The following is a 23743-nucleotide window of genomic DNA, read 5'->3' as shown; positions in this document are numbered from 1 at the left end:
GGGTCGAGGTGGCCTTCACCGGATCGTGCGTCAGGCTCCCGCGGCGTTCTTCAGCGCCTCGGCGCGGGCGGTGCTCTCCCACGGCAGGCCGAGCTCGGGACGGCCGAAGTGGCCGTACGCCGCCGTCGGGGCGTAGATCGGGCGCAGCAGGTCGAGGTCGCGGATGATCGCCGCCGGCCGCAGGTCGAAGACCTCGGTGATGGCCTGCTGGATCTTCGACGGGTCGACCGTCTCGGTCCCGAACGTCTCGACGAACAGGCCGACCGGGGCCGCCTTGCCGATCGCGTACGCGACCTGGACCTCGGTGCGCGTGGCCAGCCCGGCCGCGACGACGTTCTTCGCCACCCAGCGCATCGCGTACGCGGCGGAGCGGTCGACCTTGGACGGGTCCTTGCCCGAGAACGCGCCACCGCCGTGGCGGGCCATGCCGCCGTAGGTGTCGACGATGATCTTGCGCCCGGTCAGGCCGGCGTCACCCATCGGGCCGCCGATGACGAAGCGGCCAGTCGGGTTGACCAGCAGCCGCGCGCCGGAGGTGTCGATGCCCAGGCCCTCGAGCTCGGGCGCGACGACGTGCTCCTTGACGTCGACGCCGAGCATGCGGTCGAGGTCGATGCCGTCCGCGTGCTGGGTCGACACGACCACGGTGTCGAGGCGCACCGGCTGGTCGCCGGCGTACTCGATGGTCACCTGGGTCTTGCCGTCCGGGCGCAGGTACGGCAGCACGCCGTCCTTGCGGACCGCGGTCAGCCGCTTGGACAGGCGGTGGGCCAGCGCGATCGGCAGCGGCATCAGCTCGGGGGTGTCCGAGCAGGCGTAGCCGAACATCAGGCCCTGGTCGCCGGCGCCCTGGCGGTTAATCTCGTCCTCGTCGGACTCGACCCGCGACTCGTACGCGGTGTCGACGCCTTGGGCGATGTCGGGCGACTGGGAGCCGATCGCGACGTTCACGCCGCACGAGTTGCCGTCGAAGCCCTTGGCCGACGAGTCGTACCCGATCTTCAGGATGACGTCGCGGACGATCGTGGGGATGTCGGCGTACGCCTCCGTGGTCACCTCGCCCGCCACGTGGACCTGGCCGGTGGTGATCAGGGTCTCGACCGCGACGCGGCTGCGCGGGTCCTTCGACAGGAGCCCGTCGAGGATCGAGTCGCTGATGGCGTCACAAATCTTGTCGGGGTGCCCTTCGGTCACCGACTCCGAGGTGAACAATCTGCTGCTAGACGCGGTCACGGTGGCCGTCACTTCCTCACCTAGACGTCGGATGCCCGGCAAGTTAGGCACCCCTTAATTAGTGCAAGCGTACTGACTATCGCTCTGGGGACAGTCAACGCTTCATGAAGCTCACAACAGCGTCCCACAACGTGGACGCGAGTTCGGCCTTCGCACCGAGAGGTATAGGGATTTCCGTGCCGTCGGACCCGAGCAGCCAGCCCGAATTGTCCTCCGTGCCGAACGCCTTGCCGTCGCCGACGGCGTTGACGACCAGCAGGTCGGCGCCCTTGCGCTTGAGCTTCACGCGGGCGTGGTCGAGGACGCTGCCGTGCTCGTCGCCGGTCTCCGCGGCGAACCCGACGACCACCTGACCGGGCCGCCGGCCCCGGACCAGCTCGGCCAGGATGTCGGCGTTGCGGTCCAGCGTGAGCACGGGATCCGGCTGGTCATCGGACTTCTTGATCTTGACGTCGGCCCGGTTCGCCGGCCGGAAGTCGGCGACGGCGGCGGCCATCACGAGGACGTCGGCCGCGGCGGCTTCGGCGTGCATGGCCTGCCGCAGCTCTTCGGCCGTCGAGACGTGCTTCACGACCGCGCCCGCCGGGTCGGGCAGCGCGATCGTGTGCGCCGTGACCAGCGTGACCTCGGCGCCGCGCTGCGCGGCGACGCGGGCCAGCGCGTACCCCTGCTTGCCGGAGGAACGGTTGCCCAGGTAACGGACTGGATCCAGCGGTTCGCGGGTGCCGCCGGCCGAGACGACCACGCGGACGCCTTCGAGGTCACGGGGCAGCGCGTCCGGCCTGGCCAGCAGCAACCGGGCGAGGTCGACGATCTCGGCGGGGTTCGCGAGGCGGCCCTTGCCGGTGTCGACGCCGGTCAGCCGGCCGGAGTCCGGCTCGGCGACGGTCACGCCGCGTGAGCGCAGGACGGCAACATTGTCGCGGGTTGCCGGGTGCTCCCACATCTCGGTATGCATCGCCGGAAAAAAGGCAACCGGGCACCGGGCGGTGAGCAACGTGGTGGTCAGCAGGTCGTCCGCGAGGCCGTGGGCGGCCTTCGCGAGGAGGTTCGCCGTCGCCGGGACGACCAGGACGAGGTCGGCCTCCTTGCCGACGCGGACGTGCTGGACCTCGGGCACCTCGGTGAACACGCCGGTGTGCACCGGGTGCCCCGAGAGAGCCTCGAAGGTGGCCGCGCCGACGAAGTTCAGCGCGGCTTCGGTGGGTACCACGCGGACGTCGTGACCGGACTCGGTCAGCCCCCGCAGGACCTCACAGGCCTTGTAGGCGGCGATGCCGCCGCCCACGCCCAGGACGACCTTGGGTTTACTCACCCTCGGTGTGCTCGAGCAGGCCACCGTGGATCTCGCGCAGCGCGATCGAGAGCGGCTTCTCGCGCGGGCCCGGCTCGACGAGCGGGCCGACGTACTCGAGCAGCCCCTCGCCCAGCTGGGCGTAGTAGTCGTTGATCTGGCGGGCACGCTTGGCCGAGTAGATCACCAGCGCGTACTTCGAGCTGACCTTCTCGAGCAGGTCGTCGATCGGCGGGTTGGTGATGCCCTCGAGCTCTTCGTGCAGCGTCGCCTGAGTCGTCACTCTTGGTGCTCCGAATCTGTGGGACTACCGGCGGCAAACTGCTCGCCGGTAATCAAGTTTAGCAAGTGCTCAGCGGCCTCCCGCACGTCGGCGTTGACGAGGCGGTGGTCGAACTCCCCGGCGGCGGCCAGCTCACGCTCCGCTTCCATCAGCCGCGCCTTGACGGCGGCCTCGTTCTCCGTGCCGCGTCCGGTGAGCCGGCCGACCAGCTCGTCCCACGACGGCGGCATCAGCATCACCAGCCGGGCCTCCGGCATCGCCGCGCGGACCTGGCGCGCGCCCTGCAGTTCGATCTCCAGGACCGCCGGGCGCCCTTCGGCGAGGGCCTTCTCGACCGGCTCGCGCGGGGTGCCGTAGCAGTTGCCCGCGAACTCGGCCCACTCGAGCAGCCTGCCGTCGCCGACCATCGCGTCGAACTCGGGACGGTCGACGAAGTGGTAGTGCGCGCCGTCGACCTCGCCGGGCCGCGGCTTGCGCGTGGTGACCGAAACGCTGAAGTAGACGTCGGGCTCGAGCTTGCGCAGCTCCCCCACCACGCTCGACTTCCCGACCCCCGAAGGCCCCGATACGACGGTGAGCCGGTGCCGGGGGAAGTCCCCCGCCACCGGCTCACTGCCGCGGTCGGTGCCCGGGTTCACCGGGTGGTCACGACCGACGCCGCTCACTCGCCGCTGAACTCGGCCAGCAGCGCCTTGCGCTGCCGGTCGCCGAGGCCGCGGAGACGACGGCTGGGGGCGATCTCCAGTCGTTCCATGGTCTGCTGCGCGCGGACCTTGCCGACGCCCGGAAGGGCCTCGAGCAGAGCCGAAACCTTCATCTTGCCGAGGACTTCGTTCTCCTCGGCCTGCTTCAGCACGTCGACCAGAGTGGTACCGCCCCGCTTCAGCCGCTCCTTCAGCTCAGCACGGATGCGGCGGGCGGCGGCGGCCTTCTCCAGCGCCGCAGCGCGCTGTTCCTCTGTCAGCTGGGGAAGTGCCACGTTTTCCTCCGGTAGTTCTCAAATCTGGGTGGGTGACGCGACGGTACCCACCCGTGAGCACCGGCCACAATGCGGGGGTGGCTGGTGGGACTGGTTTCCGGGGCCTGCTATTGGCCGTTTTCCTGCGGGTCGGCCAGCACTTCGGCGACACGTTCGACCGCTTGGCGCAAAGCGGGTTGCTCCGGTCCGTGCCGCAGCAGGTCACGGGACGATGCGGGCAGCACACCAGGTAGTCCGGTACCGAAAAGGGCCCGCAAATCGGCCACAGTGGCTCCCTGGGCCCCGAAACCGGGCGCCAGGACCGGTCCGTTCAGCCCGGCGAGCGCGAGCTCTCCCGGCGCAACGGTGGCTCCGACGACCACACCCACATCGCCGAGCGGCGCGGCTCCGTCGTTGAGTGCCGCCACTTCGTCGACGATCGCCTGCGCGACGGTGCGCCCGTCGGGCAGTTTCGCGTTCTGCACGGCGGCCGCTTCGGGGTTGGAAGTTCGCGCAAGCACGAAGATGCCGCGCCCCGCGGCGACCGCCGTTTCGGCGCATTGGGCCAAAGAGCCGAACCCGAGATAGGGCGAAACGGTGATCGCGTCGGCCGCGATCGCCGCGCCGTCGGCCACGTACGCGGCCGTGTAGGCCGCCATCGTGGAGCCGATGTCGCCCCGCTTGACGTCCAGCAGCACGAGCGCGCCCGCGTCCCGGGCCGTTTCCACGACCCGTTCGAGGACGCGGACACCGGCCGCCCCGAAACTTTCGAAGAACGCCGACTGCGGCTTCACGATCGCCGTGTGCGCCGCCAGGACCTCCGTGGCGGACAGCGCGAAGCGTTCCAGGCCCGACGCGTCCACCGGGAGCCCCCAGGCCTCGATGAGGCCCGGGTGGGGGTCGATCCCGGCGCACAGCGGGCCCCGGGCCGCGACGGCCTTCGCCAGCCGCGCCCCGAACCGCTCCCCCACCGAAGCCGTCACGACTTCGCCTTGAGCGCCGCCTGCAGCTCCTGCAGGGACTTGACCCCGATGTCACCGCGGATCAGCGCCTCGATGCCGTGCACGGCCGCCGCGGCGCCCTGCACCGTGGTGACGCACGGGATGTCCCGGGACACCGCCGCGGTGCGGATTTCGTAGCCGTCGACGCGCGGACCGCTGTTGCCGTAAGGCGTGTTGATCACCATGTCGACGTCGCCGTTGAGGATGACGTCCACGATGTTCGGCTCGGCCTCGGTCGAACCCTCGTAGTGCTTGCGCACCACTGTGCAGGCGACCCCGTTGCGCCGCAGCACTTCCGCGGTGCCGGACGTGGCGAGGATCTCGAACCCGAGGTCCGCCAGGCGCTTCACCGGGAACACCAGCGAGCGCTTGTCGCGGTTGGCGACCGAGACGAACACCCGCCCGGACGTCGGCAGCGAGCCGTACGCGGCGCTCTGGGACTTGGCGAACGCCTTGCCGAAGTCGACGTCGACGCCCATCACCTCGCCGGTGGACTTCATCTCCGGGCCCAGCAGCGAGTCGACGCCGTGGCCTTCGGGTGTGCGGAAGCGGTGGAAGGGCAGCACCGCTTCCTTCACCGCGACCGGCGAGTCGGCCGGCATCTGCCCGCCGTCGCCTTCGGCCGGCAGCACCCCGCTGCCCCGCAGGTCCTTGATCGTCGAGCCGGTCATGATCAGCGCGGCGGCCTTCGCCAGCGGCACCGCCGTCGCCTTGGACACGAACGGCACCGTGCGCGACGCGCGCGGGTTGGCCTCCAGGACGTAGAGGACGTCGTCCTTGAGCGCGTACTGGACGTTCAGCAGCCCCCGCACCCCGACACCGCGCGCGATCGCCTCGGTGGAGCTGCGGACGGTCTGCAGGTCGGTGTGCCCGAGCGTGATCGGCGGCAGCGCGCACGAGGAGTCGCCGGAGTGGATCCCGGCCTCCTCGATGTGCTCCATGACCCCGCCGAGGTACAGCTCTTCGCCGTCGAACAGCGCGTCGACGTCGATCTCGATGGCGTCGTCGAGGAACCGGTCGACCAGCACCGGGTGCTCCGGGGTGACCTCGGTGGCGCGGCGGATGTAGCCGGCCAGGGTCTCCTCGTCGTAGACGATCTCCATGCCGCGCCCGCCGAGCACGTAGGACGGCCGGACGAGCACCGGGTAGCCGATCTCGTCGGCGATCCGCTTGGCGCCCTCGAACGACGTCGCCGTGCCGTAGGCCGGCGCGGGCAGCCCGGCCTCGGTGAGCACCTCGCCGAACGCGCCGCGGTCCTCGGCCAGGTCGATGGCCTCCGGCGGGGTCCCGACCACCGGGACACCGGCGTCGGCGAGCCGCTTCGCCAGACCCAGCGGGGTCTGGCCGCCGAGCTGGACGATCACGCCGGCGACCGTGCCGGACGCCTGCTCGGCGTGCACGACCTCGAGCACGTCCTCGAAGGACAGCGGCTCGAAGTACAGCCGGTCGGAGGTGTCGTAGTCGGTGGACACGGTTTCCGGGTTGCAGTTGACCATGACGGCCTCGAACCCGGCCTCCCGCAACGCGATCGCCGCGTGCACGCAGGAGTAGTCGAACTCGATGCCCTGGCCGATCCGGTTCGGGCCCGAGCCGAGGATGAGCACCTTCGGCTTTTCCGTCTGCGCGGTCACTTCGGACTGCGCCTCGGGGTCGGACTCGTAGGCCGAGTAGTGGTACGGCGTCTGGGCGGCGAACTCGGCCGCGCAGGTGTCCACGGTCTTGAACACCGGCCGCACGCCGAGGCGGTGGCGCAGCGCGCGGACGCCGTCCTCACCGGCCAGCTCCGGGCGCAGCGCGGCGACCTGGCGGTCGGACAGGCCGGTGCGCTTGGCGCGGCGCAGCAGGTCGCCGTCCAGCACCGGCGCGTCACGGACCTCGGCGCCGACCTCGCCGATCAGGGCGATCTGGTCGATGAACCACGGGTCGATGCCGGAGGCCTCGTGCACCTGCGCGACGGTGCCGCCCAGCCGCAGCGCGCGTTCCACTTCGTACAGCCGGCCCTCGTGCGGGGTGCGCAGCGAGTCCAAAGTGGACTCCAGCGTGACGCCTTCGGGGTCCGGCAGCGTCCAGAAGCCGGTCGCCTTCGTCTCGATCGAGCGCATCACCTTGCCGAGCGCCTCGGGGAAGCTGCGGCCGAACGACATCGCCTCGCCGACGCTCTTCATCGTCGTGGTCAGCGTCGGGTCGGCGCCCGGGAACTTCTCGAAGGCGAACCGCGGCATCTTGACGACGACGTAGTCCAGCGTCGGCTCGAAGGCCGCCGGGGTCTCGCCGGTGATGTCGTTGGTGATCTCGTCGAGGGTGTAGCCGATGGCGAGCTTCGCGGCGATCTTGGCGATCGGGAAGCCGGTGGCCTTCGACGCCAGGGCGCTGCTTCGGGAGACGCGCGGGTTCATCTCGATGACGACCATCCGGCCGTCGGCCGGGTTGATCGCGAACTGGATGTTGCAGCCGCCGGTGTCGACGCCGACCTCGCGCAGCACGGCGATGCCGACGTCGCGCATCACCTGGTACTCGCGGTCGGTGAGCGTCATGGTCGGCGCCACGGTGACGGAGTCGCCGGTGTGCACGCCCATCGCGTCGACGTTTTCGATCGAGCAGACGACCACGACGTTGTCGTGCTTGTCGCGCATCAGCTCGAGCTCGTACTCCTTCCAGCCGAGCACGCTCTCCTCGATGAGCACCTCGGTGACCGGCGACTCGGTGAGCCCGGTGGAGGCGAGCCGCTCGAGGTCCTCGGGCGTGTGCGCCATGCCGGAGCCGAGCCCGCCCATGGTGAACGACGGCCGGATGACAACCGGCAGCCCCAGGTCCTCGACGGTCGCGCGGACCTCGTCCATGTCGTGGCAGACGCGGGAGCGCGGGACCTCGGCGCCGATGGTGCGCACGATGTCCTTGAACTTCTGCCGGTCTTCACCGCGCTGGATGGCGTCGATGTCGGCGCCGATCAGCTCGACGCCGTACTTGTCGAGCACGCCGCGCTCATGCAGGGCGACCGCGCAGTTGAGCGCGGTCTGCCCGCCGAGGGTGGCCAGGATCGCGTCCGGCCGTTCGGCGGCGATGACCTTCTCGACGAAGTCCGGCGTCACCGGCTCGATGTAGGTCGCGTCGGCGAACTCCGGGTCGGTCATGATGGTCGCCGGGTTCGAGTTCACCAGGGAGACGCGCAGCCCTTCGGCGCGCAGCACCCGGCAGGCCTGGGTGCCGGAGTAGTCGAACTCCGCGGCCTGCCCGATCACGATCGGCCCGGAGCCGATCACCAGCACGTGCTGGATGTCCGTTCTCTTCGGCATCAGGCCTTCTTCTCCATGAGCGAAACGAAATCGTCGAACAGGGGGGCCGCGTCGTGCGGGCCGGCCGCGGCTTCGGGGTGGTACTGGACCGAGAACGCCGGGACGTCGAAGGCCCGCAGGCCCTCGACCGCGCCGTCGTTGGCGCAGTAGTGGCTGACCTGAGCCGCGCCGAAGGGCGACTCGAAGCGCTGCCCGGGCTCGCCTTCGAGGGCGAAGCCGTGGTTCTGCGCGGTGATCGCCACCGACTTCGTGGCGACGTCGATCACCGGGATGTTGATGCCGCGGTGGCCGTAGCGCATCTTGTACGTCCCCAGTCCGAGCGCGCGGCCCAGGACCTGGTTGCCGAAGCAGATGCCGAACAGCGGGATCTCGCGCCCGAGGACCTGCTTGGTCAGCTCGGTCGCGTGCGTCGTCGTGGCCGGGTCGCCCGGGCCGTTGGAGAGGAAGACGCCGTCCGGCTCGATGGCCAGGAGCTCGTCCAAGGTCGACGTCGAGGGCAGCACGTGCACCTCGATGCCGCGCCGGACCATCTGCCGCGGGGTGTTGGACTTGATGCCCAGGTCGAGCGCCACCACCCGGAAGCGCGTCTCGCCCTCGGCCGGGACGACGTACGGCTTCGGCGTCGAGACCTGGCCGGCCAGGTCGGCGCCCTCCATCTTCGGGCTCGCCAGCACCTCGGCGACCATCTCGTCGACGGTGCCCAGCGCGTCGCCGGAAAAGACCCCGGCGCGCATCGCGCCGAGCTCCCGCAGGTGCCGCGTCAGCGAGCGGGTGTCGACCTCGGCGATGCCGACGATCCCCTGGTTCACCAGCTCGTCGTCCAGCGTGCGCTTCGAGCGCCAGTTGGACGGCGTGCGCGCGGGATCGCGCACCACGTAGCCGTTGACCCAGATCTTCGCCGACTCGTCGTCCTCGTCGTTCCAGCCGGTGTTGCCGATCTGCGGCGCGGTCTGCACCACGATCTGCCCGTGGTAGGACGGGTCGGTCAGCGTCTCCTGGTAGCCGGTCATGCCGGTGCAGAACACCGCCTCGCCGAGGCTCCGCCCCTGCGCGCCGTACGCGGCGCCGCGGAACACCCGGCCGTCTTCGAGCACCAGTGCGGCCTGAGCGCGCGCGTTCACTGGGCACCTCCCTTGATCTTCAGCTGGTCGATCCAGTGTGGATAGTCGTCGAGCTCGTCGCCGCGGAAGCCGGTGTCGAGCTCGGTCTCGCCGGCTCGCCAGGTGATGACCAGCAGGGCGTCGGTGCCCATCACCTTCCCGGCGATCTTGCTGTCGCGCCGGATCCCGGTGATCTCGGCCCGCGGGATCCAGAAGTCGGGGGCGCCGCCGCGTTCGACCGCGACGCCGCCTTCGTGGAGCCGCCAGACCGCGCCGGTGCGCAGGCCCGCGCCCCGGGTGACGACGCGGTCCTGCCAGTTGCCTGCCGTCGTGGTGGCGACGTAGACGCCGGTGGACTCGAGCAGGATCGCACCGGGGTCACTGGGGATTTGCTCGAACGGCGGCACCTGCGCGCTCTGCGAGCGCGCCTTGCGCCGCCAGCCGAGGTACATGCCCCACAGGCAGAGCAGGAAGAAGGCGACGATCGCCAGCACCAGCCACAGGCGTTCCATCAGCAGATCTTCCCGTCCCGGGCGGTGACCCGCCCGCGCAGCAGCGTCGCGGTCACCACGCCGGGCAGCCGCATTCCCTCGTACGGGGTGTTGGCGGCGATGCTCGCCAGCTCCGCACCCCGGACCGTCCACTCGGCGTCCGGGTCGACGAGGGCCAGGTTCGCCGGCTCCCCCACCGCGACCGGCCGGCCGTGGTCGGGCAGGTTCCCGATCTCGGCGGGCCGCTCACTCATGACGCGGGCGACCCCGCGCCAGTCGAGCAGCCCGGTGCGGACCATGGTCTCGGCCACGATGGACAGTGCCGTCTGCAGCCCGAGCATGCCCGGCCGCGCGGCGCTCCACTCGGTGTCCTTGTCCTGCACCGCGTGCGGGGCGTGGTCGGTGGCGACGCAGTCGATGACGCCTTCCGCGAGCGCGGCCCGCAGCTTTTCGGCGTCGGATCCGGTGCGCAGCGGCGGGTTCACCTTGTTGACCGGGTCGTAGGTGGCCAGGCGCTCGTCGGTGAGCAGCAGGTGGTGCGGCGTGACCTCGGCCGACACCTTGGTGCCGCGGTCCTTCGCCCAGCGCAGCACGTCCGCGGTGCCCGAAGTGGACACGTGGCAGACGTGCAGCCGCGCGTTCGCGTGCAGCGCCAGCAGGCAGTCGCGGGCCACGATGGACTCTTCCGCCGCGGCGGGCCAGCCGGTGTAGCCGAGCCGGGCCGCGCGCTCACCCTCGTGCGCCTGGGCGCCGACGGTCAGCCGCGGCTCCTCGGCGTGCTGCGCGATGACGACGTCGAGCGCGGTCGAGTACTCCAGCGCGCGGCGCATCAGCAGCGGGTCGGCGACGCAGAGGCCGTCGTCGGAGAACACCTTGACCCGCGCCTGCGACGCGGCCATGGTGCCCAGCTCGGCGAGCTTCTCGCCCTTGAGCCCGACGGTGACCGCGCCGACCGGGTGGACGTCGACCAGGCCGACCTCCTGCCCGCGCCGCCACACGTGGTCGACGATCACGGCGTTGTCGGCGACCGGGTCGGTGTTGGCCATGGCGAACACCGCCGTGTAGCCGCCGAGCGCCGCCGCGGCCGAACCGCTGTCGATCGTCTCGGTGTCTTCACGGCCGGGTTCCCGCAGGTGGGTGTGCAGGTCGACGAAGCCCGGCAGCAGCACCTGACCGGCGGCTTCGACGACTTCGGCGTCTTCGGGGGCGTCGACGGCGCCGATCGCGGTGATCACGCCGTCCTCGACCAGGACGTCGACCGGGTCGCCTTCGCCGTAGGGCCGGGCGCCCTTGATCAGGATGGTCACGCGGCGGCTCCTTCGCTGGCCAGGAGGTGGTAGAGGACCGCCATGCGGACGTGCACGCCGTTGCGGACCTGTTCGGTGATGGCCGAGGCCGGGGAGTCGGCGACCGCGCTCGCGATCTCCATCCCGCGCAGCATCGGGCCGGGGTGCAGGACGACCGCGTGGTCCGGCAGCAGCTTCTGCCGCCGTTCCGAAAGGCCGTACGCGATCGAGTACTCGCGGGCGCTCGGGAAAAAGCCGCCGTGCATCCGCTCAGCCTGGACCCGCAGCATCATCACCGCGTCGACCGCGGGCAGCTCGGCGTCCAGGTCGTGCGAAACGGTCACCGGCAGGCTTTCCACGCCGTAGGGCAGCAGCGTCGGCGGCGCGACCAGCACCACCTCTGCGCCGAGGGCGGCGAGCAGGTGGATGTTCGAGCGGGCGACGCGGCTGTGCAGGACGTCGCCGACGATCGCGACCCGGCGGTCCTTCAGCGAACCCAGTCGCTCGCGCAGGGTCGCCGCGTCGAGCAGCGCCTGCGTGGGGTGCTCGTGGGTGCCGTCGCCGGCGTTGACCACCGAGGTGCCGGGCTCGGCCAGCCACTCCGAGAGCCGCTGGGCGGCGCCGCTGGCCGGGTGCCGGACGATCACGCAGTCGGCGCCCGCGGCGGCCAGCGTCAGCGCGGTGTCGCGCAGGGACTCCCCCTTGTTGACCGAGGAGCTGGACGCCGAGACGTTGATCACGTCGGCGCTCATCCACTTCCCGGCGATCTCGAACGACACCCGGGTGCGCGTCGAGTTCTCGTAGAACAGGGTGATGACCGTGCGGCCGCGCAGCGTCGGCAGCTTCTTGACCTCGCGGCCGAGCAGGGTGTGCTTCAGCTCGTCGGCGGTGTCCAGCACGGCGGTGGCGACCGCCGGGTCGAGCCCGTCGGTGGCGAGCAGGTGTTTCACGAGTCTTCTCCAGAGGCTTCGGCCGGGCCGCCTTCCGACGGGCGCAGCAGCACGGCGTCGCGGCCGTCGATCTCGGCCAGCAGGACCGACACCCCCTCGGTGCGGGCGGTCGGCACGTTCTTGCCCACGTAGTCCGCGCGGATCGGCAGCTCACGGTGACCTCGGTCGACGAGGACCGCCAGCTGGACCGCGCGGGGGCGGCCATGATCACGGAGGGCATCGAGCGCGGCCCGGATCGTGCGGCCGGAGAAGAGCACGTCGTCGACCAGGATCACCACCCGGTCGTCGATGCCGTCGGGCGGCAGCTGCGTCTGTTCGAGCGCGCGCGGCGGACGGCGGCGCAGGTCGTCCCGGTAGAGGGTGACGTCGAGGGCGCCGGTCGGCGGGCGGAGGCCGGAGAACTCGCCGATCTTGCCGGCCAGGCGGTTCGCGAGCGGCGTGCCGCGGGAAGGGATGCCGAGCAACACGGGCGGGGTAGTGCTCTCCGCACCGTTCGCGGTCTTTTCGATGACCTGATGGGCCATTCGGGCGATCGTGCGCGCGACGTCGCCGGCCGTCAGGAGCTCGCGCTCCCCGGCCGAACCAGCCGCGCCACGCGGACGTGACGACAAACCGGACTCCTTCCCCGCCTCACCGGACGGGTCCTTAAAGGACGTCTGTTCCCCTGCTGGTCGGGGCTTTCGCACCGACAGTAGCAGGCACTTTGCTCAGTCTTACGGGTGGTGTGGCGTGATTCGCGGCAAGCTCGCGCTTGACCTGGTGACAACAATGCGTAACCATTACTCTGAGTATTCGACTCGAAGAGTCCCCTGGACCGGTCACCCCGACCGGAAAGGGGGTGGAGAACGGAGAACGACCAGATGGGCGATTACGCCAAGGCGCTCGGGGCCAAGCTCCGCGGGATCCGCCAGCAGCAGGGCCTGTCCCTGCACGGGGTCGAGCAGAAGTCCGGTGGGCGCTGGAAGGCCGTCGTCGTCGGCTCGTACGAGCGTGGCGACCGTGCCGTCACCGTGCAGAAGCTGGCCGAGCTGGCCGACTTCTACGGCGTGCCGGTGGTCGAGCTGCTGCCCGAGGGCCGGGTCCCCTCCGGCGCGGAGCCCGCCACCAAGATCGTGATCAACCTCGAGCGCCTGCAGCAGCTGCCGGCCGAAAAGGTGGGCCCTCTGGCCCGCTACGCGGCGACGATCCAGAGCCAGCGCGGCGACTACAACGGCAAGGTGCTCTCGATCCGGACCGAGGACCTGCGGTCCCTGGCGATCATCTACGACATGACGCCGGGCGAGCTGACCGAGCAGCTCATCGACTGGGGTGTCCTCCCCCCGGAGGCGCGCCCGTCCAAGGAAGACTGATCAGGTGCTGCGCCGACGCAGTGAGCGTCCCCCGGTGGGGCACCGGAGACGCTCACTGACTCGTCGGGGGGCTCGCAGCACCTAGAGCACGGCGCGGAGGCGGTCGGCGATCGTGCCGATCCGGCCCAGCACGCCGTTGACGAACCGCGGCGAGTCGTCCGTGGACAGTTCCTTCGCGAGGCCCACGGCCTCGTCGATCGCGACCGGGTCCGGCACGTCCTCGGCCCAGAGCAGCTCGTAGACCCCGACCCGCAGCACCGCGAGGTCGACCTTCGGCATCCGCTCCAGGGTCCAGCCCTGCGCGTGCTCGGCCAGCAGCTCGTCGATCTGCGTCTTCCGGGCGGTGACGCCCTCGACCAGGCTGATCGTGTAGTCCCCGATCGGGTCCACCTCGGTCGCCCCGACGCGGTCGGCCAGCAGCGTCACCGGGTCGGCGTCACGCTGCGAGGCCTCGTAGAGCATTTCCACCGCGCGACGGCGCGCCTGCCGCCGGCTGATCGCGCCGCCGCGGTTCGGGTGGGGCTTCGAAGTCGGCATCAGCTGGAGACGCGGCCCAGGTAACGGCCGTCACGGGTGTCGACCTTGATCTTCTCGCCGGTGGACAGGAACAGCGGGACCTGGATCTCCGCGCCGGTCTCCAGCGTCGCCGGCTTGGTGCCGCCGGTCGAGCGGTCGCCCTGCAGGCCCGGGTCGGTGTGCTGGATGAGGATCTCGACCGAGGTCGGGAGCTCGACGTAGAGCGCCTCGTTCTCGTGCACCGCGACCTGGACCTCGGTGTTCTCGAGCATGTAGTTGGCGTTGTCGCCGACGACCGCGGCCAGCACGGTGATCTGGTCGTAGGTGTCGCCGTCCATGAACACGAAGTCCTGGCCGTCCTTGTACAGGTAGGTCATGTTCCGGCGGTCCACCGTGGCCGTCTCGACCTTCGTGCCCGCGTTGAACGTCTTGTCGACCACCTTGCCGGTGAGCACGTGCTTGAGCGTCGTGCGCACAAAGGCGCCGCCCTTGCCCGGCTTCACGTGCTGGAACGCGGTGACGGTCCACAGCTGGCCCTCGAGGTTGAGGACGAGCCCGTTCTTCAGGTCGTTGGTCGTGGCCACGAGCTTGCAGTCTCCTGTGTCGAATCTTCGGGTTCGGGGCCGCTGTCAGACGACCACGAGGTTCTTGGTGCTCAGGGTGAGGAGCTCGGGCTCCCCGGCCCGCACGACGAGCGTGTCCTCGATGCGCACGCCACCGCGCCCCGCGAGGTAGACGCCGGGCTCGACGGTGACCGCCATACCGGCGGACAGTGTACCGACGCCCGTCGCGGCCAGGCTCGGTGCCTCGTGGATCTGCAGGCCGACGCCGTGTCCGAGACCGTGCGCGAAGTGCTCGCCGTGGCCCGCGTCCGCGATCACGCCCCGCGCCGCGGCGTCCACTTCGGACACATCGGCGCCCGGCGCGACGGCCCGGGCGCCGGCCGCCTGCGCGGCGTGCACGAGGTCGTAGACCTCCCGCTGCCAGTCCGCGGGCGCGCCGAGGACGAAGGTGCGCGTCATGTCGGAGTGGTAGCCGTCGACGGTCGCGCCGAAGTCCAGCTTGACGAAGTCCCCGCGCTTCAGCTCGGCGTGCGTGGGCTGGTGGTGCGGGATCGCCGAGTGCGCGCCGGCGGCGACGATGGTGGCGAAGCTGGGCTCGGCCGAGCCGTGCTCCAGCATGCGGTTCTCCAGGTCACGGGCCACGTCCAGCTCGGTCCGCCCGGGCCGCAGCCCGCCGGCCGCGACGAGGTCGTCCAGCGCTCGGTCCGCGGCGGCGCACGCCTGGCGCAGCGCGTCGACCTCGGCTTCGTCCTTGACCAGCCGCAGCCGCTCGACGAGTCCCGGCGTCCGCTCGAGGGCGAGGTGCTCGCGGAGGGTTTCGTACTCTTCGACGCTGACGTGCTGGCTCTCGAAGCCGACCCGCTCGGCCTTCGCGGCGCGCCGGACGAGCGCGTCGGCGCTGGGCCGCTCGATGACCCGTTCGAGGTCGGGGACCTCGGCGGCTGCTTGGGTCGTGTAGCGGCCGTCGGTGCAGAAGAGCGTCTTCTCGTCGCCCTCGGCGCGCAGCAGCACGGCGGCGTTCGAGCCGGTGAAGCCGGTCAGGTAGCGGATGTTGAGCAGATCGGTGACCAGCAGCGCGTCGAGGCCGGCTTCGGTCAGAAGCCCGCGCAGCGCCGCCCGGCGTCGTCCATGGGTTTCAGGCACGACGTCCAGCCTAGTGGGCGGGGCGGGCAACCTTCGTCGCCTTCCGCGCCGGGAAGCGACTCGTCAGTAACCTGGCCTACACTCCGCAGGATGAGCGCCTGGGTGATTCGCGGGCTCGGGATGGCGGTGCTCCACGGCGCGGCCATCACCCTCCTCGCCAAGTACGCCGTCTACCACCCCACCGACCAGACGCTGGTGGTGTCGGTGGCGCTGGCGGTGCTGGTCGGCGCCGCGGCGCTGTGGAGCGCCCTGGACGCCTGGCGGGGGCTGGCCGACCGGGGCAAGGTCTGGTTCATCTCGGCGCTGATCGCGGGCCCGGTGGCCGGAATCCTGTACGTGATCGGGCGCGCGGTGTTCGTCGACCAGACGGGGGTTTCCGAGCTGGGCGGCGCACTGACCGGCGGCGCGGCGTTCTCGGCGTTGCTGGTGCTGGTCCCGGCGGGCCTGGGGTTGTTCGTCGGCGGGCGGATCGGGCGCTCTCGGCCGGTCTCGGAAGACTCGGTTGACGAGCCGGTCGAGGAACCGGCGGAGGCGCCTTCGCCGCGGCCTCGGCCCCGGCCCCGGCCTGCTCGCCGCCCGGTGGCCGCGGGCGATCGGGCCGATGGCTCCGGGACTCCGCCACGGCCGATGCGGCGCCGTCAACCGCCTCGGGAAGCTCCGCGCGGATAGCCGTCCATTCCTCCGAAAGTGCCCCTCGGAGCGGGAACTCCGGATCACTTTCTCAGGGAAAGTGACGCTTATTGACTGGGCAGGCGCCGGCTAAAGCCGGACTCAGCCGCCTAGGGAAGCTCCGCGCGGGTAGCCGTCCCACTGGGCCGTCGTCACCGGGCGGGCCGTCGAGGCGTTGCCCGCCACCACCCCGGGGTCGGGGACCCGCCACAGCCGGCGATCGTCGAGCACCAAGGCGTACCCGCGGCCCGGAGCCTGGACCGCCTCCGCGCCGGAGCGCAGCCGCGCCGCCACCGGGAGGGCACCGACCGCGAGGGGCGCCTTCTCCAGCAGTTCGCCGGCGAGGGCCGCAGCCACCGTGCGGCGGTCGACCCGCACCCGCTTCCCGGCGCGGACCAGGTCCATCGTGCGTTCCGGCGAGGGCATCGTGACCCCGTCGAACGTCGCGGCCACCCGGGCCGGGTTCGCGCAGGCCTGGCTGTCCTGCAGGTCCAGCCCGAAGTGGCGCAGGCCGGTCGGGGCGCCGGCGGTGCCGATCGCGGTCGCGCGCACGACGTCGAACGGCACCCGGTCGCACGGGTCGGCCGACGACAGCGGCGCGTGCCCGTCCGACCGGCGCACCAGCCCGGGGCCCTCCTTCCACGGCCCGGGGACCACCACCGGCCGGAAGGGGTTCTCGGTGAAGTCCGCGGTCCAGAAGGTGAGCGTGGTCCCGGCGTCGGTCTCGTGCGCGACGACGAACGCGTCGAGCGCGCCCACCCACATCAGGTCGGCGCTGAAGCCGTCGACGACCGAGCGGCCGCGCGGCGCCGCCGTGGACGAGACCGGCACGAACCCGCCGACGTCCAGCGCCTGCACGCCGCCGCCGAACGCGGGATCGGGCGAGCGCAGCACGAACTGCCCGGCGCCGTTCCAGCCGGCGGCGCGGCCGGTGGTGTCGGTGAACATCAGGTAGAACCAGCCGTCGAGGTAGACGGCCGAGGGCTGGCCGGCGCCGTAGACGTTCGCGCGGTGCACGTCGTGCGACGGCCCGAGGATCGGCCGCCCGTTCGCCGCCCGCGTCCAGTGCACCCCATCGGTGCTGGTCGCGAGCCCGACGGCGTTCCCGAGCGCGTGGTCACCGGCGGCGCCGGTGTAGTAGAGGTAGTACGTCGAGCCGACCCGCAACACGGACGGGTCACAGGTGTGCATGCCGTCGAACTGCCCGGGCGCCCCGGAGAAGACGGCGGCGGGGATCCCGCCCCCGGGCGCGGTGAAGGGGCCGTCGATCGACTGCGCTTGGGCGTAGAGGATGTCGTCCCCGGCGGGTCCGGCGCCGCCGTACTGGCTGCACCACCACATCCGGGTCTGGCCATGGTCCAGCATGACGGAAGGCCCGTAGTTGTAAACGGCATCCGCCCCACCGGCGGCGATCACCCCGCCACTCTGCCGAGGGTCACCCGAAGGGAGTTTCACGTCGATCGGCCGCGGCGGCGCGGTGGTCTTCCCGCCCGCGATGGCCGGCTGGTCCCCCGCCGCTTGAGGCTGGGCGTAACCCTGGGTGCAGCCCGCGACCAGGAGAGCCACCAGCGCACTGGCGAGCAAGGCACGAGCGGGTCGCCGACCCCCACGACGAAACGGGCGCACGACACCGGAGTGTAGCGAGAGCGCCCCCGACCGAGTGATGACGCTCCCGGTCGGGGGTCGCCTGATCGTTCGTGCGCCGGTGATGCTGGGGGCGTTGTGCGGCAAGGATCTTGGTTGCCGGGCGGCGGAGCTGCGACGATTCGGTTGTCGGGTAGGAGCGCAAGCCTCGCGCTTGGTTTGCCCCGGCGGCGGCGATCCCCGGTTCGCCGGGCGGTGGGCCGCGGCCGCCTCAGGTAACCAGCCGCACCGAGGCCCGATTCGCCGACGACGCAGCACGGCCGCCTCAGATGACCGACCGCACCAATCCCGATTCGCCACCGACGGGGCATGACCGCCGCAGGTAAGCAGCCGCGCCCGAGCCCCGGTCCGCCACCTATGAGCCGCGGCCGCCGCAGGTAACCAGCCGCACCGAGGCCCGATTCGCCGACGATGCAGCGCGGCCGCCTCAGATGACCAGCCGAGCCGATCCACGGCTCACCGCCGATGGGCCGCGGCCGCCTCAGGCGACCGGCCGCGCCGACCTCGGCTTGCAGCTGGGCGGTCGGGCCGCCTCAAGCAGGCCGTGGTGGGCCTTCCATCGCGACCAGCTCGACCTCGAAGCCCGCGTCGTTCTCGAGGTAAGCCGCGTAGTGCGCTTCGCCGCCCGCGTACGGGTAGCGATCCGCGAACAGCGGGTGCCAGCCGTGGTCGGGGGCCTGTTCTGTCAGCGCGTCGACCTCGGCTCGGGTGGCCACGTGCAGGGCCATGTGGTTCAGGCCCGGGCGGGTGCGCTCGTGCTCCGTTGCGCTCAGTGCCGGTGATGCCTCGACCACCAGGTACGTTCCGCCCCGCCGCCAGCTGACTCCCGCGGGCCAGCGCTGGAACTCCCGCCAGCCGAGCTCGCCCAGCAGCCAGCCCCAGCTCCGCTCCGCCGCCGCGAGGTCCGGTGCCCACAGCTCGATGTGGTGCGGCCGCCCGTGGTCGGTCGGGAGCGCCACCAGTACGCGGTGCAGGTCGCCGTAGTGGACGCCCGTGCCTACGTCGAGGAAACCCAGGCGTCCGGCCACTTTCCGGCTCGCCATGTTGTTCTCGTGCACCAGCGCCCACACCGCCGGGAGCCCGAGCGCGCCCAGGCCGTGGTCCAGCAGCGCGCGGGCGGCCTCGGTCGCCAGGCCCTGCCCGGTGTGCGCGCCCGTCACGTAGTAGCCGAGCTCGGCCACCGCGCCCGGCAGCTCCGTCGACGGGCGCAGGTGCGCGACGCCGACGACCTCGCCGTCGCGCTCGATCACCCAGTGGCCCTGGCCGGCCGGGCCGCGGTAGGCCAGGCGGCGGTCCACCATCGCGCCCGCCGCGGCCGGGTCGGAGAAGTCCGCCGCGAAGAAGCGGCTCATCTCCGGGTCCGCGAACACCTTCACCACGGCCTCGCGGTCGGCCTCGACCAGCTGCCGCAGCCGCAGCCGCGCCGTCGTCAGCGTCGGCAGTGTCATCCCGGGTGCGCGGCGAGCCACCGCAGGGCGAGCGGGTAACCGTCGACGCCGAGGCCGGCGATCACCGCGGTCGCGATGTCGGAAAGCACGCTGTGGTGCCGGAACTCCTCGCGCTTGTGCACGTTCGAGATGTGCAGCTCGATCAGCGGCGCGCTCAGCTGCGCCGCGGCGTCGCGCACCGCGATCGAGTAGTGCGTCCACGCGCCGGCGTTGAGGACCACCGGGTTGCCGCCATCGGCGGCTTCGTGCAGCCAGCCGACCAGCTCGCCTTCGAAGTCGGTCTGCCGGACCTCGACCTCGATCCCCAGCTCTTCGCCCGTCTTGACGCACAGCGCGGCGAGGTCGTCGTGGGTCGTCGAGCCGTAGACCGACGGCTCACGCTTGCCGAGCCGCCCCAGGTTGGGGCCGTTGAACACAAACGCCTTCACAGCAGCACGCTCCCGCCGGCCTTCGGGGTGTCGGCGGCGATCGCCGAGTAGGCGCCCGCGAGCAGCGACGGGTCGGGGCCTTCGAGCCGGCCGGGCTTGCCGAGGCCGTCGAGGACGACGAACCGCAGCACCCCCGAGCGGGTCTTCTTGTCGCCCTTCATGGTCTCCAGCAGCTGGGGCAGCGCGTCGGCGTCGTACGTCGTCGGCAGGCCGAGCAGCTTCAGCACGGCGGCGTGGCGCTCGGCGGTGGCGTCGTCGAGCCGCCCGGCCAGCCGCGCGAGCTCGGCGGCGAACACCAGCCCGACGCTCACCGCGGCGCCGTGACGCCACCGGTACCGCTCGCGGCGCTCGATGGCGTGGCCGAGGGTGTGGCCGTAGTTGAGGATCTCGCGCAGGTCGGACTCGCGCAGGTCGGCGGCCACGACATCGGCCTTCACCTGGATCGAGCGGCGGACCAGCTCGGCCAGCACGTCACCGGTCGCGTCGAGCGCGGCGGCCGGGTCGGCCTCGATCAGCTCGAGGATCCGCGGGTCGGCGATGAAGCCCGTCTTCACGACCTCGGCCATCCCGGCGACGAGCTCGTTCGGCGGGAGCGTCTCCAGCGTCGCCAGGTCGACGAACACCGCGCTCGGCTCGTGGAACACCCCGACGAGGTTCTTGCCCGCCTCGGTGTTGATGCCGGTCTTGCCGCCGACAGCGGCGTCGACCATGCCGAGCAGCGTCGTCGGCACGTTGACCAGCCGCACCCCGCGCATCCAGGTCGCCGCGACGAACCCGGCGAGGTCGGTGACGGCGCCGCCGCCGAGCCCGACCACCACCCCGCGGCGGTCCAGCCCGATCCGGCCGAGCACCTCCCAGCAGAAGCTGGCGACGGTGAGCGCCTTGCCGTCCTCGGCGTCCGGGATCTCGACGCGGTGCGCGTCGAGGCCCGCCGCGTTCAGCTCCTCGCGGATGGCTTCCGCGGTGGTGGTCAGCGTGGGCGGGTGGATCAGGGCGATCTTCGAGGCGTCGGCCAGCTGTGTGGTGAGGTCGCCGAGCAGGCCGCGCCCGATCACCACGTCGTAGGGATGGGCGGTGGCGACCGGGATGCGCACCGGGTCGGACATCGGGTGACTCACTCCTTGGCTTCGGCGGGGACGACGAGCTCCGCCGCGAGGTCCGCGACGATCTCGGCGGGCGTCCGGTCGTCGGTGACGACCTCGACGGTGGCGACCTCGCGGTAGACGGGCACCCGCTCGTCGAGCAGTTTCTTGAACGTGGCGCGGGGGTTCACCCCGGCCAGCAGCGGCCGCGCGGAGGACAGGCCGGTGCGCTGCACGCCGGCGGCGAGGCCGACGTTCAGGAACACGACGGTGTGCTCCGCGAGCCGGGCCCGGGTGCCGGGCGTGAGCGGCGCGCCGCCGCCGAGGGAAAGCACACCGTCGTGCTCCGCCAGCGCCGTGGCGACGGCCTCAGCTTCCAGTGCCCGGAAGGCCGGTTCGCCGTCTTCGGCGAAGATGTCGGAGATGCTGCGCCCGGCGCGCGCGACGATGTCGTCGTCACTGTCCCGGAACGCGACACCGAGTGCCGCCGCCAGCATCGGCCCGACCGTGCTCTTGCCCGAGCCGGGCGGCCCGACGATCACCGCGCGAGGGCTCACCACCGCTCCTCGAGGGCTTTGAGGTACGCCTCGGCGTTGCGCTTGCTCTCGACGAGGGAGTCGCCGCCGAACTTCTCCAGCGCGGCGTCGGCGAGGACGAGCGCCACCACCGACTCCAGCACGACGCCGGCGCGCGGCACCGCGCAGACGTCCGAGCGCTGGTGGATGGCCACCGCGGGCTCGCCGGTCTTGACGTCCACTGTGGACAGTGCTTTGGGGACGGTCGAGATCGGCTTCATCGCGACGCGCACCCGCAGCGGTTCGCCGTTGGTGATGCCGCCTTCCAGGCCGCCCGCGCGGTTCGACCGGCGGGTGACGCCGACCGGGCCGGAGCCGCGGTCGATCTCGTCGTGCGCCTGGCTGCCCCAGCGACGGGCGGTGGTGAAGCCGTCACCGACCTCGACACCCTTCATCGCCTGGACGCCCATGAGCGCGCCCGCGAGCCGCGCGTCGAGCCGGCGGTCCCAGTGGACGTGGGAGCCGAGGCCCGGCGGGAGGCCGTAGGCGAGGACCTCGATCACGCCGCCGACGGTGTCGCCCGCCTTCCGCACGGCGTCGACCTCGGCGACCATCGCGTCGGTGCCTTCCTGGCTGAAGGCGCGCACCGGGCTCTCGTCGATGGCGGGCAGATCGGCCGCGACCGGCAGCGGGCCTTCGGGCGCGTCCGCGCCGCCGATCGAGACGACGTGGCTGAGGATCTCGACCCCGAGCAGCTGCTTGAGGAAGTTGCGGGCGACGGTGCCGAGCGCGGTCCGCGACGCCGTCTCGCGGGCGCTGGCGCGTTCGAGGACCGGGCGGGCCTCGTCGAAGCCGTACTTCTGCATGCCGGGCAGGTCGGCGTGGCCCGGGCGGGGGCGGGTGAGCGGTTCGTTGCGCGCGAGGCCTTCGAGGATCTGCGGGTCGACCGGGTCGGCCGCCATGACCTGCTCCCACTTGGGCCACTCGGCGTTCTCGATCTGGATCGCGACCGGGCCGCCCTGGGTGAGGCCGTGGCGGACGCCGCCGAGGAAGTCGATGTGGTCGGTCTCGAAGCCCATCCGCGGGCTGCGGCCGAAGCCGAGGCGGCGCCGGGCCAGCTGCTCGGTGACGTCGGCGGTGGTGACCCCCACGCCGGCGGGCATGCCTTCGAGCACGGCGGCCAGCGCGGGTCCGTGCGATTCACCTGCGGTGATCCAGCGCAACATGTCCTCAATCCTGTCACGGGCGCCGACGGGGGCGGAAACGTGTTCCGGTCACTGCGCGGCCGGGAAGATCGCGCACAGCCAGGTGGCCGTGAGCAGGGCCGGACCGTGCGGCACGCGGCCGCGTCTCCGCACGATCGCGACGGCCAGGCTGAGCGGCGCCGCCAGGACGGCCGCGAGCGCGAGGGCGGGCCAGCCGGCCGCGCCCAGGACGGCGCCGAGGCTGCCGGACAGCTTCACGTCACCAGCGCCGAGGCTTCGGGGCGCGGCCCGCCGGACCACCGCGTGGGCGCCGCCGAAGAGCAGGGCGCCGACGGCCGCACGCACGGCGAGCGACGGGCCACCGCCGCCGAGCGCGGCCGCTCCGACGGCGGCGCCGAAGAGCGGGTAGGCGGGGAGGGTGAGCACGTCCGGGAGCCGGAGGTGGCGCAGGTCGGCGAGGGCGAGCGGGACCGCGACGACGGTCAGCAGGACGGGCACCGGCAGCCACCAGCTCGGGAGGGCGCCGGCGAGCCGGGCGGTCGTGACGACGGCCACGCCGAGGGCGGCGAGGACCGCGGTGGCCACGACGGGGATCGGCGCGGCGGCGCGTTTCAGCAGGGCCGCGGTGGCGGGTGCGGTGGCAGCGGCCGCCGTGGCCGCCGCGGTGGTGACGAGGATCGGGGAGGTCATGGGTCCAGCGTGCGGCGGGCGGGTTGAGCAGGGCAAACGGCGGGCGTCACGAACGGACCGTTCGCTGCGTTCCGGGGTGGATTTCACTCCTGTGGGTGGCTGGGGAGGCGTGGAGGAGGGCGGGTCGACGCGGGCTTGGAGGCTCGGTCGGCGTGGCTGGGGTCGGGGCACGCGCGGGAGGGGCCGGGCAACGTGCCCGAAGGGGCGGCTCGTGTCCTGCGCCGGTCGGTTCGAAGGCTTCGCCAGCCGACCACACGTGATCGGAGAGTCGACTCGCGTGATTGAGCGGTCAACTCGCGTGATTGAGGGGTCAACTCGCGTGACTAGAGGGTCGACACGCGTGATTGAAGGAGCAACACGCGTGATCGAGAAGGCAACACGCGTGATTGGAGGGGCAACACGCGTGACTGGAGGGGCAACACGCGTGCTCCGGCGGACGACACGCGTACGTCGGTGGACGACTCGCGTACCTGGGGGAACGACACGTGCCGAGCGGAGGTGGGTGGGGGGGGGGGGGGGGGGGGGGGGGGGAGAGGGGGGGGAGGGGGGGGGGGGGGGGGGGGGGGGGGGGGGGGGGGGGGGGGGGGGTTTCTTGCTGCGCT

24 protein-coding genes are annotated in these 23743 nt (G+C 71.9%); 2 read left to right on the top strand and 22 right to left on the bottom strand.

All coding sequences use genetic code 11. From position 1 onward, the window contains the following. Positions 1–30: 30 nt before the first annotated feature. The 12 genes from metK to pyrR form a co-directional block, all read right to left on the bottom strand. Entirely contained in the window at positions 31–1233 is a 1203-nt protein-coding gene (gene metK, locus ACZ63J_RS19520; RefSeq protein ID WP_465405228.1) for a methionine adenosyltransferase, read from the bottom strand. A gap of 94 nt (positions 1234–1327) precedes the next feature. Then, positions 1328–2548, bottom strand: coding sequence for a bifunctional phosphopantothenoylcysteine decarboxylase/phosphopantothenate--cysteine ligase CoaBC (coaBC, locus tag ACZ63J_RS19515; protein ID WP_465337764.1), 1221 nt, complete (start codon positions 2546–2548; stop codon positions 1328–1330). Continuing rightward, positions 2541–2810 (bottom strand): DNA-directed RNA polymerase subunit omega, encoded by a 270-nt coding sequence (gene rpoZ / locus ACZ63J_RS19510; RefSeq protein ID WP_005152353.1) that lies wholly within the window; start codon positions 2808–2810, stop codon positions 2541–2543. Before rpoZ ends, coaBC begins: the two co-directional genes overlap by 8 nt. Next, positions 2807–3475, bottom strand: a complete 669-nt coding sequence (gmk, locus tag ACZ63J_RS19505) for a guanylate kinase (protein WP_465405066.1) — start codon at positions 3473–3475, stop codon at positions 2807–2809. Before gmk ends, rpoZ begins: the two co-directional genes overlap by 4 nt. After that, entirely contained in the window at positions 3472–3789 is a 318-nt protein-coding gene (gene mihF, locus ACZ63J_RS19500) for an integration host factor, actinobacterial type (RefSeq protein WP_003096398.1), read from the bottom strand. The genes gmk and mihF overlap by 4 nt, the downstream gene beginning before the upstream one ends. 107 nt (positions 3790–3896) lie before the next feature. Further along, positions 3897–4739 carry an orotidine-5'-phosphate decarboxylase gene (gene pyrF, locus ACZ63J_RS19495; protein WP_465405226.1) on the bottom strand — a complete coding sequence of 281 codons (843 nt, stop codon included), beginning with the start codon at positions 4737–4739 and terminating at the stop codon, positions 3897–3899. 8 nt (positions 4740–4747) lie between these two features. After that, positions 4748–8062, bottom strand: coding sequence for a carbamoyl-phosphate synthase large subunit (gene carB, locus ACZ63J_RS19490; protein ID WP_465405063.1), 3315 nt, complete (start codon positions 8060–8062; stop codon positions 4748–4750). Beyond that, positions 8062–9183 (bottom strand): glutamine-hydrolyzing carbamoyl-phosphate synthase small subunit, encoded by a 1122-nt coding sequence (gene carA / locus ACZ63J_RS19485; protein WP_465337768.1) that lies wholly within the window; start codon positions 9181–9183, stop codon positions 8062–8064. Before carA ends, carB begins: the two co-directional genes overlap by 1 nt. Then, a complete protein-coding gene (locus ACZ63J_RS19480; protein WP_465337769.1) occupies positions 9180–9674 on the bottom strand; it encodes a PH-like domain-containing protein in 495 nt (164 codons plus the stop codon). Before ACZ63J_RS19480 ends, carA begins: the two co-directional genes overlap by 4 nt. After that, a complete protein-coding gene (locus ACZ63J_RS19475) occupies positions 9674–10960 on the bottom strand; it encodes a dihydroorotase (RefSeq protein WP_465405061.1) in 1287 nt (428 codons plus the stop codon). Before ACZ63J_RS19475 ends, ACZ63J_RS19480 begins: the two co-directional genes overlap by 1 nt. Continuing rightward, positions 10957–11889 carry an aspartate carbamoyltransferase catalytic subunit gene (locus ACZ63J_RS19470; RefSeq protein WP_465307109.1) on the bottom strand — a complete coding sequence of 311 codons (933 nt, stop codon included), beginning with the start codon at positions 11887–11889 and terminating at the stop codon, positions 10957–10959. The genes ACZ63J_RS19475 and ACZ63J_RS19470 overlap by 4 nt, the downstream gene beginning before the upstream one ends. Then, positions 11886–12500 (bottom strand): bifunctional pyr operon transcriptional regulator/uracil phosphoribosyltransferase PyrR, encoded by a 615-nt coding sequence (gene pyrR / locus ACZ63J_RS19465; protein WP_465405059.1) that lies wholly within the window; start codon positions 12498–12500, stop codon positions 11886–11888. Before pyrR ends, ACZ63J_RS19470 begins: the two co-directional genes overlap by 4 nt. A gap of 249 nt (positions 12501–12749) precedes the next feature. Between pyrR and bldD the strand changes: the two genes are divergently transcribed. Continuing rightward, positions 12750–13238: a transcriptional regulator BldD gene (gene bldD, locus ACZ63J_RS19460; protein WP_003096372.1), complete on the top strand. Its 489-nt coding sequence runs from the start codon at positions 12750–12752 to the stop codon at positions 13236–13238. An 81-nt stretch (positions 13239–13319) separates the two neighbouring features. On the opposite strand, the gene nusB is transcribed toward bldD, so the two are convergent. Genes nusB through ACZ63J_RS19445 form a run of 3 tightly spaced genes read right to left on the bottom strand, consistent with a single transcriptional unit; the run spans position 13320 to position 15460 of the window. Continuing rightward, positions 13320–13775 carry a transcription antitermination factor NusB gene (gene nusB, locus ACZ63J_RS19455; RefSeq protein ID WP_465307114.1) on the bottom strand — a complete coding sequence of 152 codons (456 nt, stop codon included), beginning with the start codon at positions 13773–13775 and terminating at the stop codon, positions 13320–13322. Then, positions 13775–14338, bottom strand: a complete 564-nt coding sequence (gene efp, locus ACZ63J_RS19450) for an elongation factor P (protein ID WP_323335269.1) — start codon at positions 14336–14338, stop codon at positions 13775–13777. Before efp ends, nusB begins: the two co-directional genes overlap by 1 nt. Before the next feature lie 45 nt (positions 14339–14383). Continuing rightward, on the bottom strand, positions 14384–15460 hold the full coding sequence (locus ACZ63J_RS19445; RefSeq protein ID WP_465405057.1) for a M24 family metallopeptidase: 1077 nt from the start codon (positions 15458–15460) through the stop codon (positions 14384–14386). Between the two features lie 90 nt (positions 15461–15550). Here ACZ63J_RS19445 and ACZ63J_RS19440 point away from each other — a divergent pair, with 90 nt between their 5' ends. Further along, positions 15551–16129: a B-4DMT family transporter gene (locus ACZ63J_RS19440; protein ID WP_465405055.1), complete on the top strand. Its 579-nt coding sequence runs from the start codon at positions 15551–15553 to the stop codon at positions 16127–16129. A gap of 102 nt (positions 16130–16231) precedes the next feature. Here the strand turns inward: ACZ63J_RS19440 and ACZ63J_RS19435 are convergent, their stop codons facing one another. From ACZ63J_RS19435 to ACZ63J_RS19405, 7 genes are all read right to left on the bottom strand, one after another. Next, positions 16232–17713 carry a beta-xylosidase gene (locus ACZ63J_RS19435; RefSeq protein WP_465405053.1) on the bottom strand — a complete coding sequence of 494 codons (1482 nt, stop codon included), beginning with the start codon at positions 17711–17713 and terminating at the stop codon, positions 16232–16234. A 593-nt stretch (positions 17714–18306) separates the two neighbouring features. Then, the gene (locus ACZ63J_RS19430; protein WP_465405051.1) at positions 18307–19221 is read right to left on the bottom strand and encodes a GNAT family N-acetyltransferase; all 915 of its coding nucleotides are present in this window, start codon (positions 19219–19221) and stop codon (positions 18307–18309) included. Further along, the gene (gene aroQ / locus ACZ63J_RS19425; protein WP_465307124.1) at positions 19218–19649 is read right to left on the bottom strand and encodes a type II 3-dehydroquinate dehydratase; all 432 of its coding nucleotides are present in this window, start codon (positions 19647–19649) and stop codon (positions 19218–19220) included. Before aroQ ends, ACZ63J_RS19430 begins: the two co-directional genes overlap by 4 nt. Next, a complete protein-coding gene (gene aroB / locus ACZ63J_RS19420) occupies positions 19646–20755 on the bottom strand; it encodes a 3-dehydroquinate synthase (protein ID WP_465405050.1) in 1110 nt (369 codons plus the stop codon). The genes aroQ and aroB overlap by 4 nt, the downstream gene beginning before the upstream one ends. A gap of 8 nt (positions 20756–20763) precedes the next feature. After that, the gene (locus ACZ63J_RS19415; protein ID WP_465307127.1) at positions 20764–21288 is read right to left on the bottom strand and encodes a shikimate kinase; all 525 of its coding nucleotides are present in this window, start codon (positions 21286–21288) and stop codon (positions 20764–20766) included. Beyond that, positions 21285–22472, bottom strand: coding sequence for a chorismate synthase (gene aroC, locus ACZ63J_RS19410; protein ID WP_465307129.1), 1188 nt, complete (start codon positions 22470–22472; stop codon positions 21285–21287). Before aroC ends, ACZ63J_RS19415 begins: the two co-directional genes overlap by 4 nt. A gap of 48 nt (positions 22473–22520) precedes the next feature. After that, entirely contained in the window at positions 22521–23141 is a 621-nt protein-coding gene (locus ACZ63J_RS19405; protein WP_465405048.1) for a prepilin peptidase, read from the bottom strand. Positions 23142–23743: the final 602 nt, after the last annotated feature.

Source organism: Amycolatopsis sp. NPDC104863 (assembly GCF_055582965.1).
This window is presented reverse-complemented; position numbering and strand designations above follow the sequence as displayed.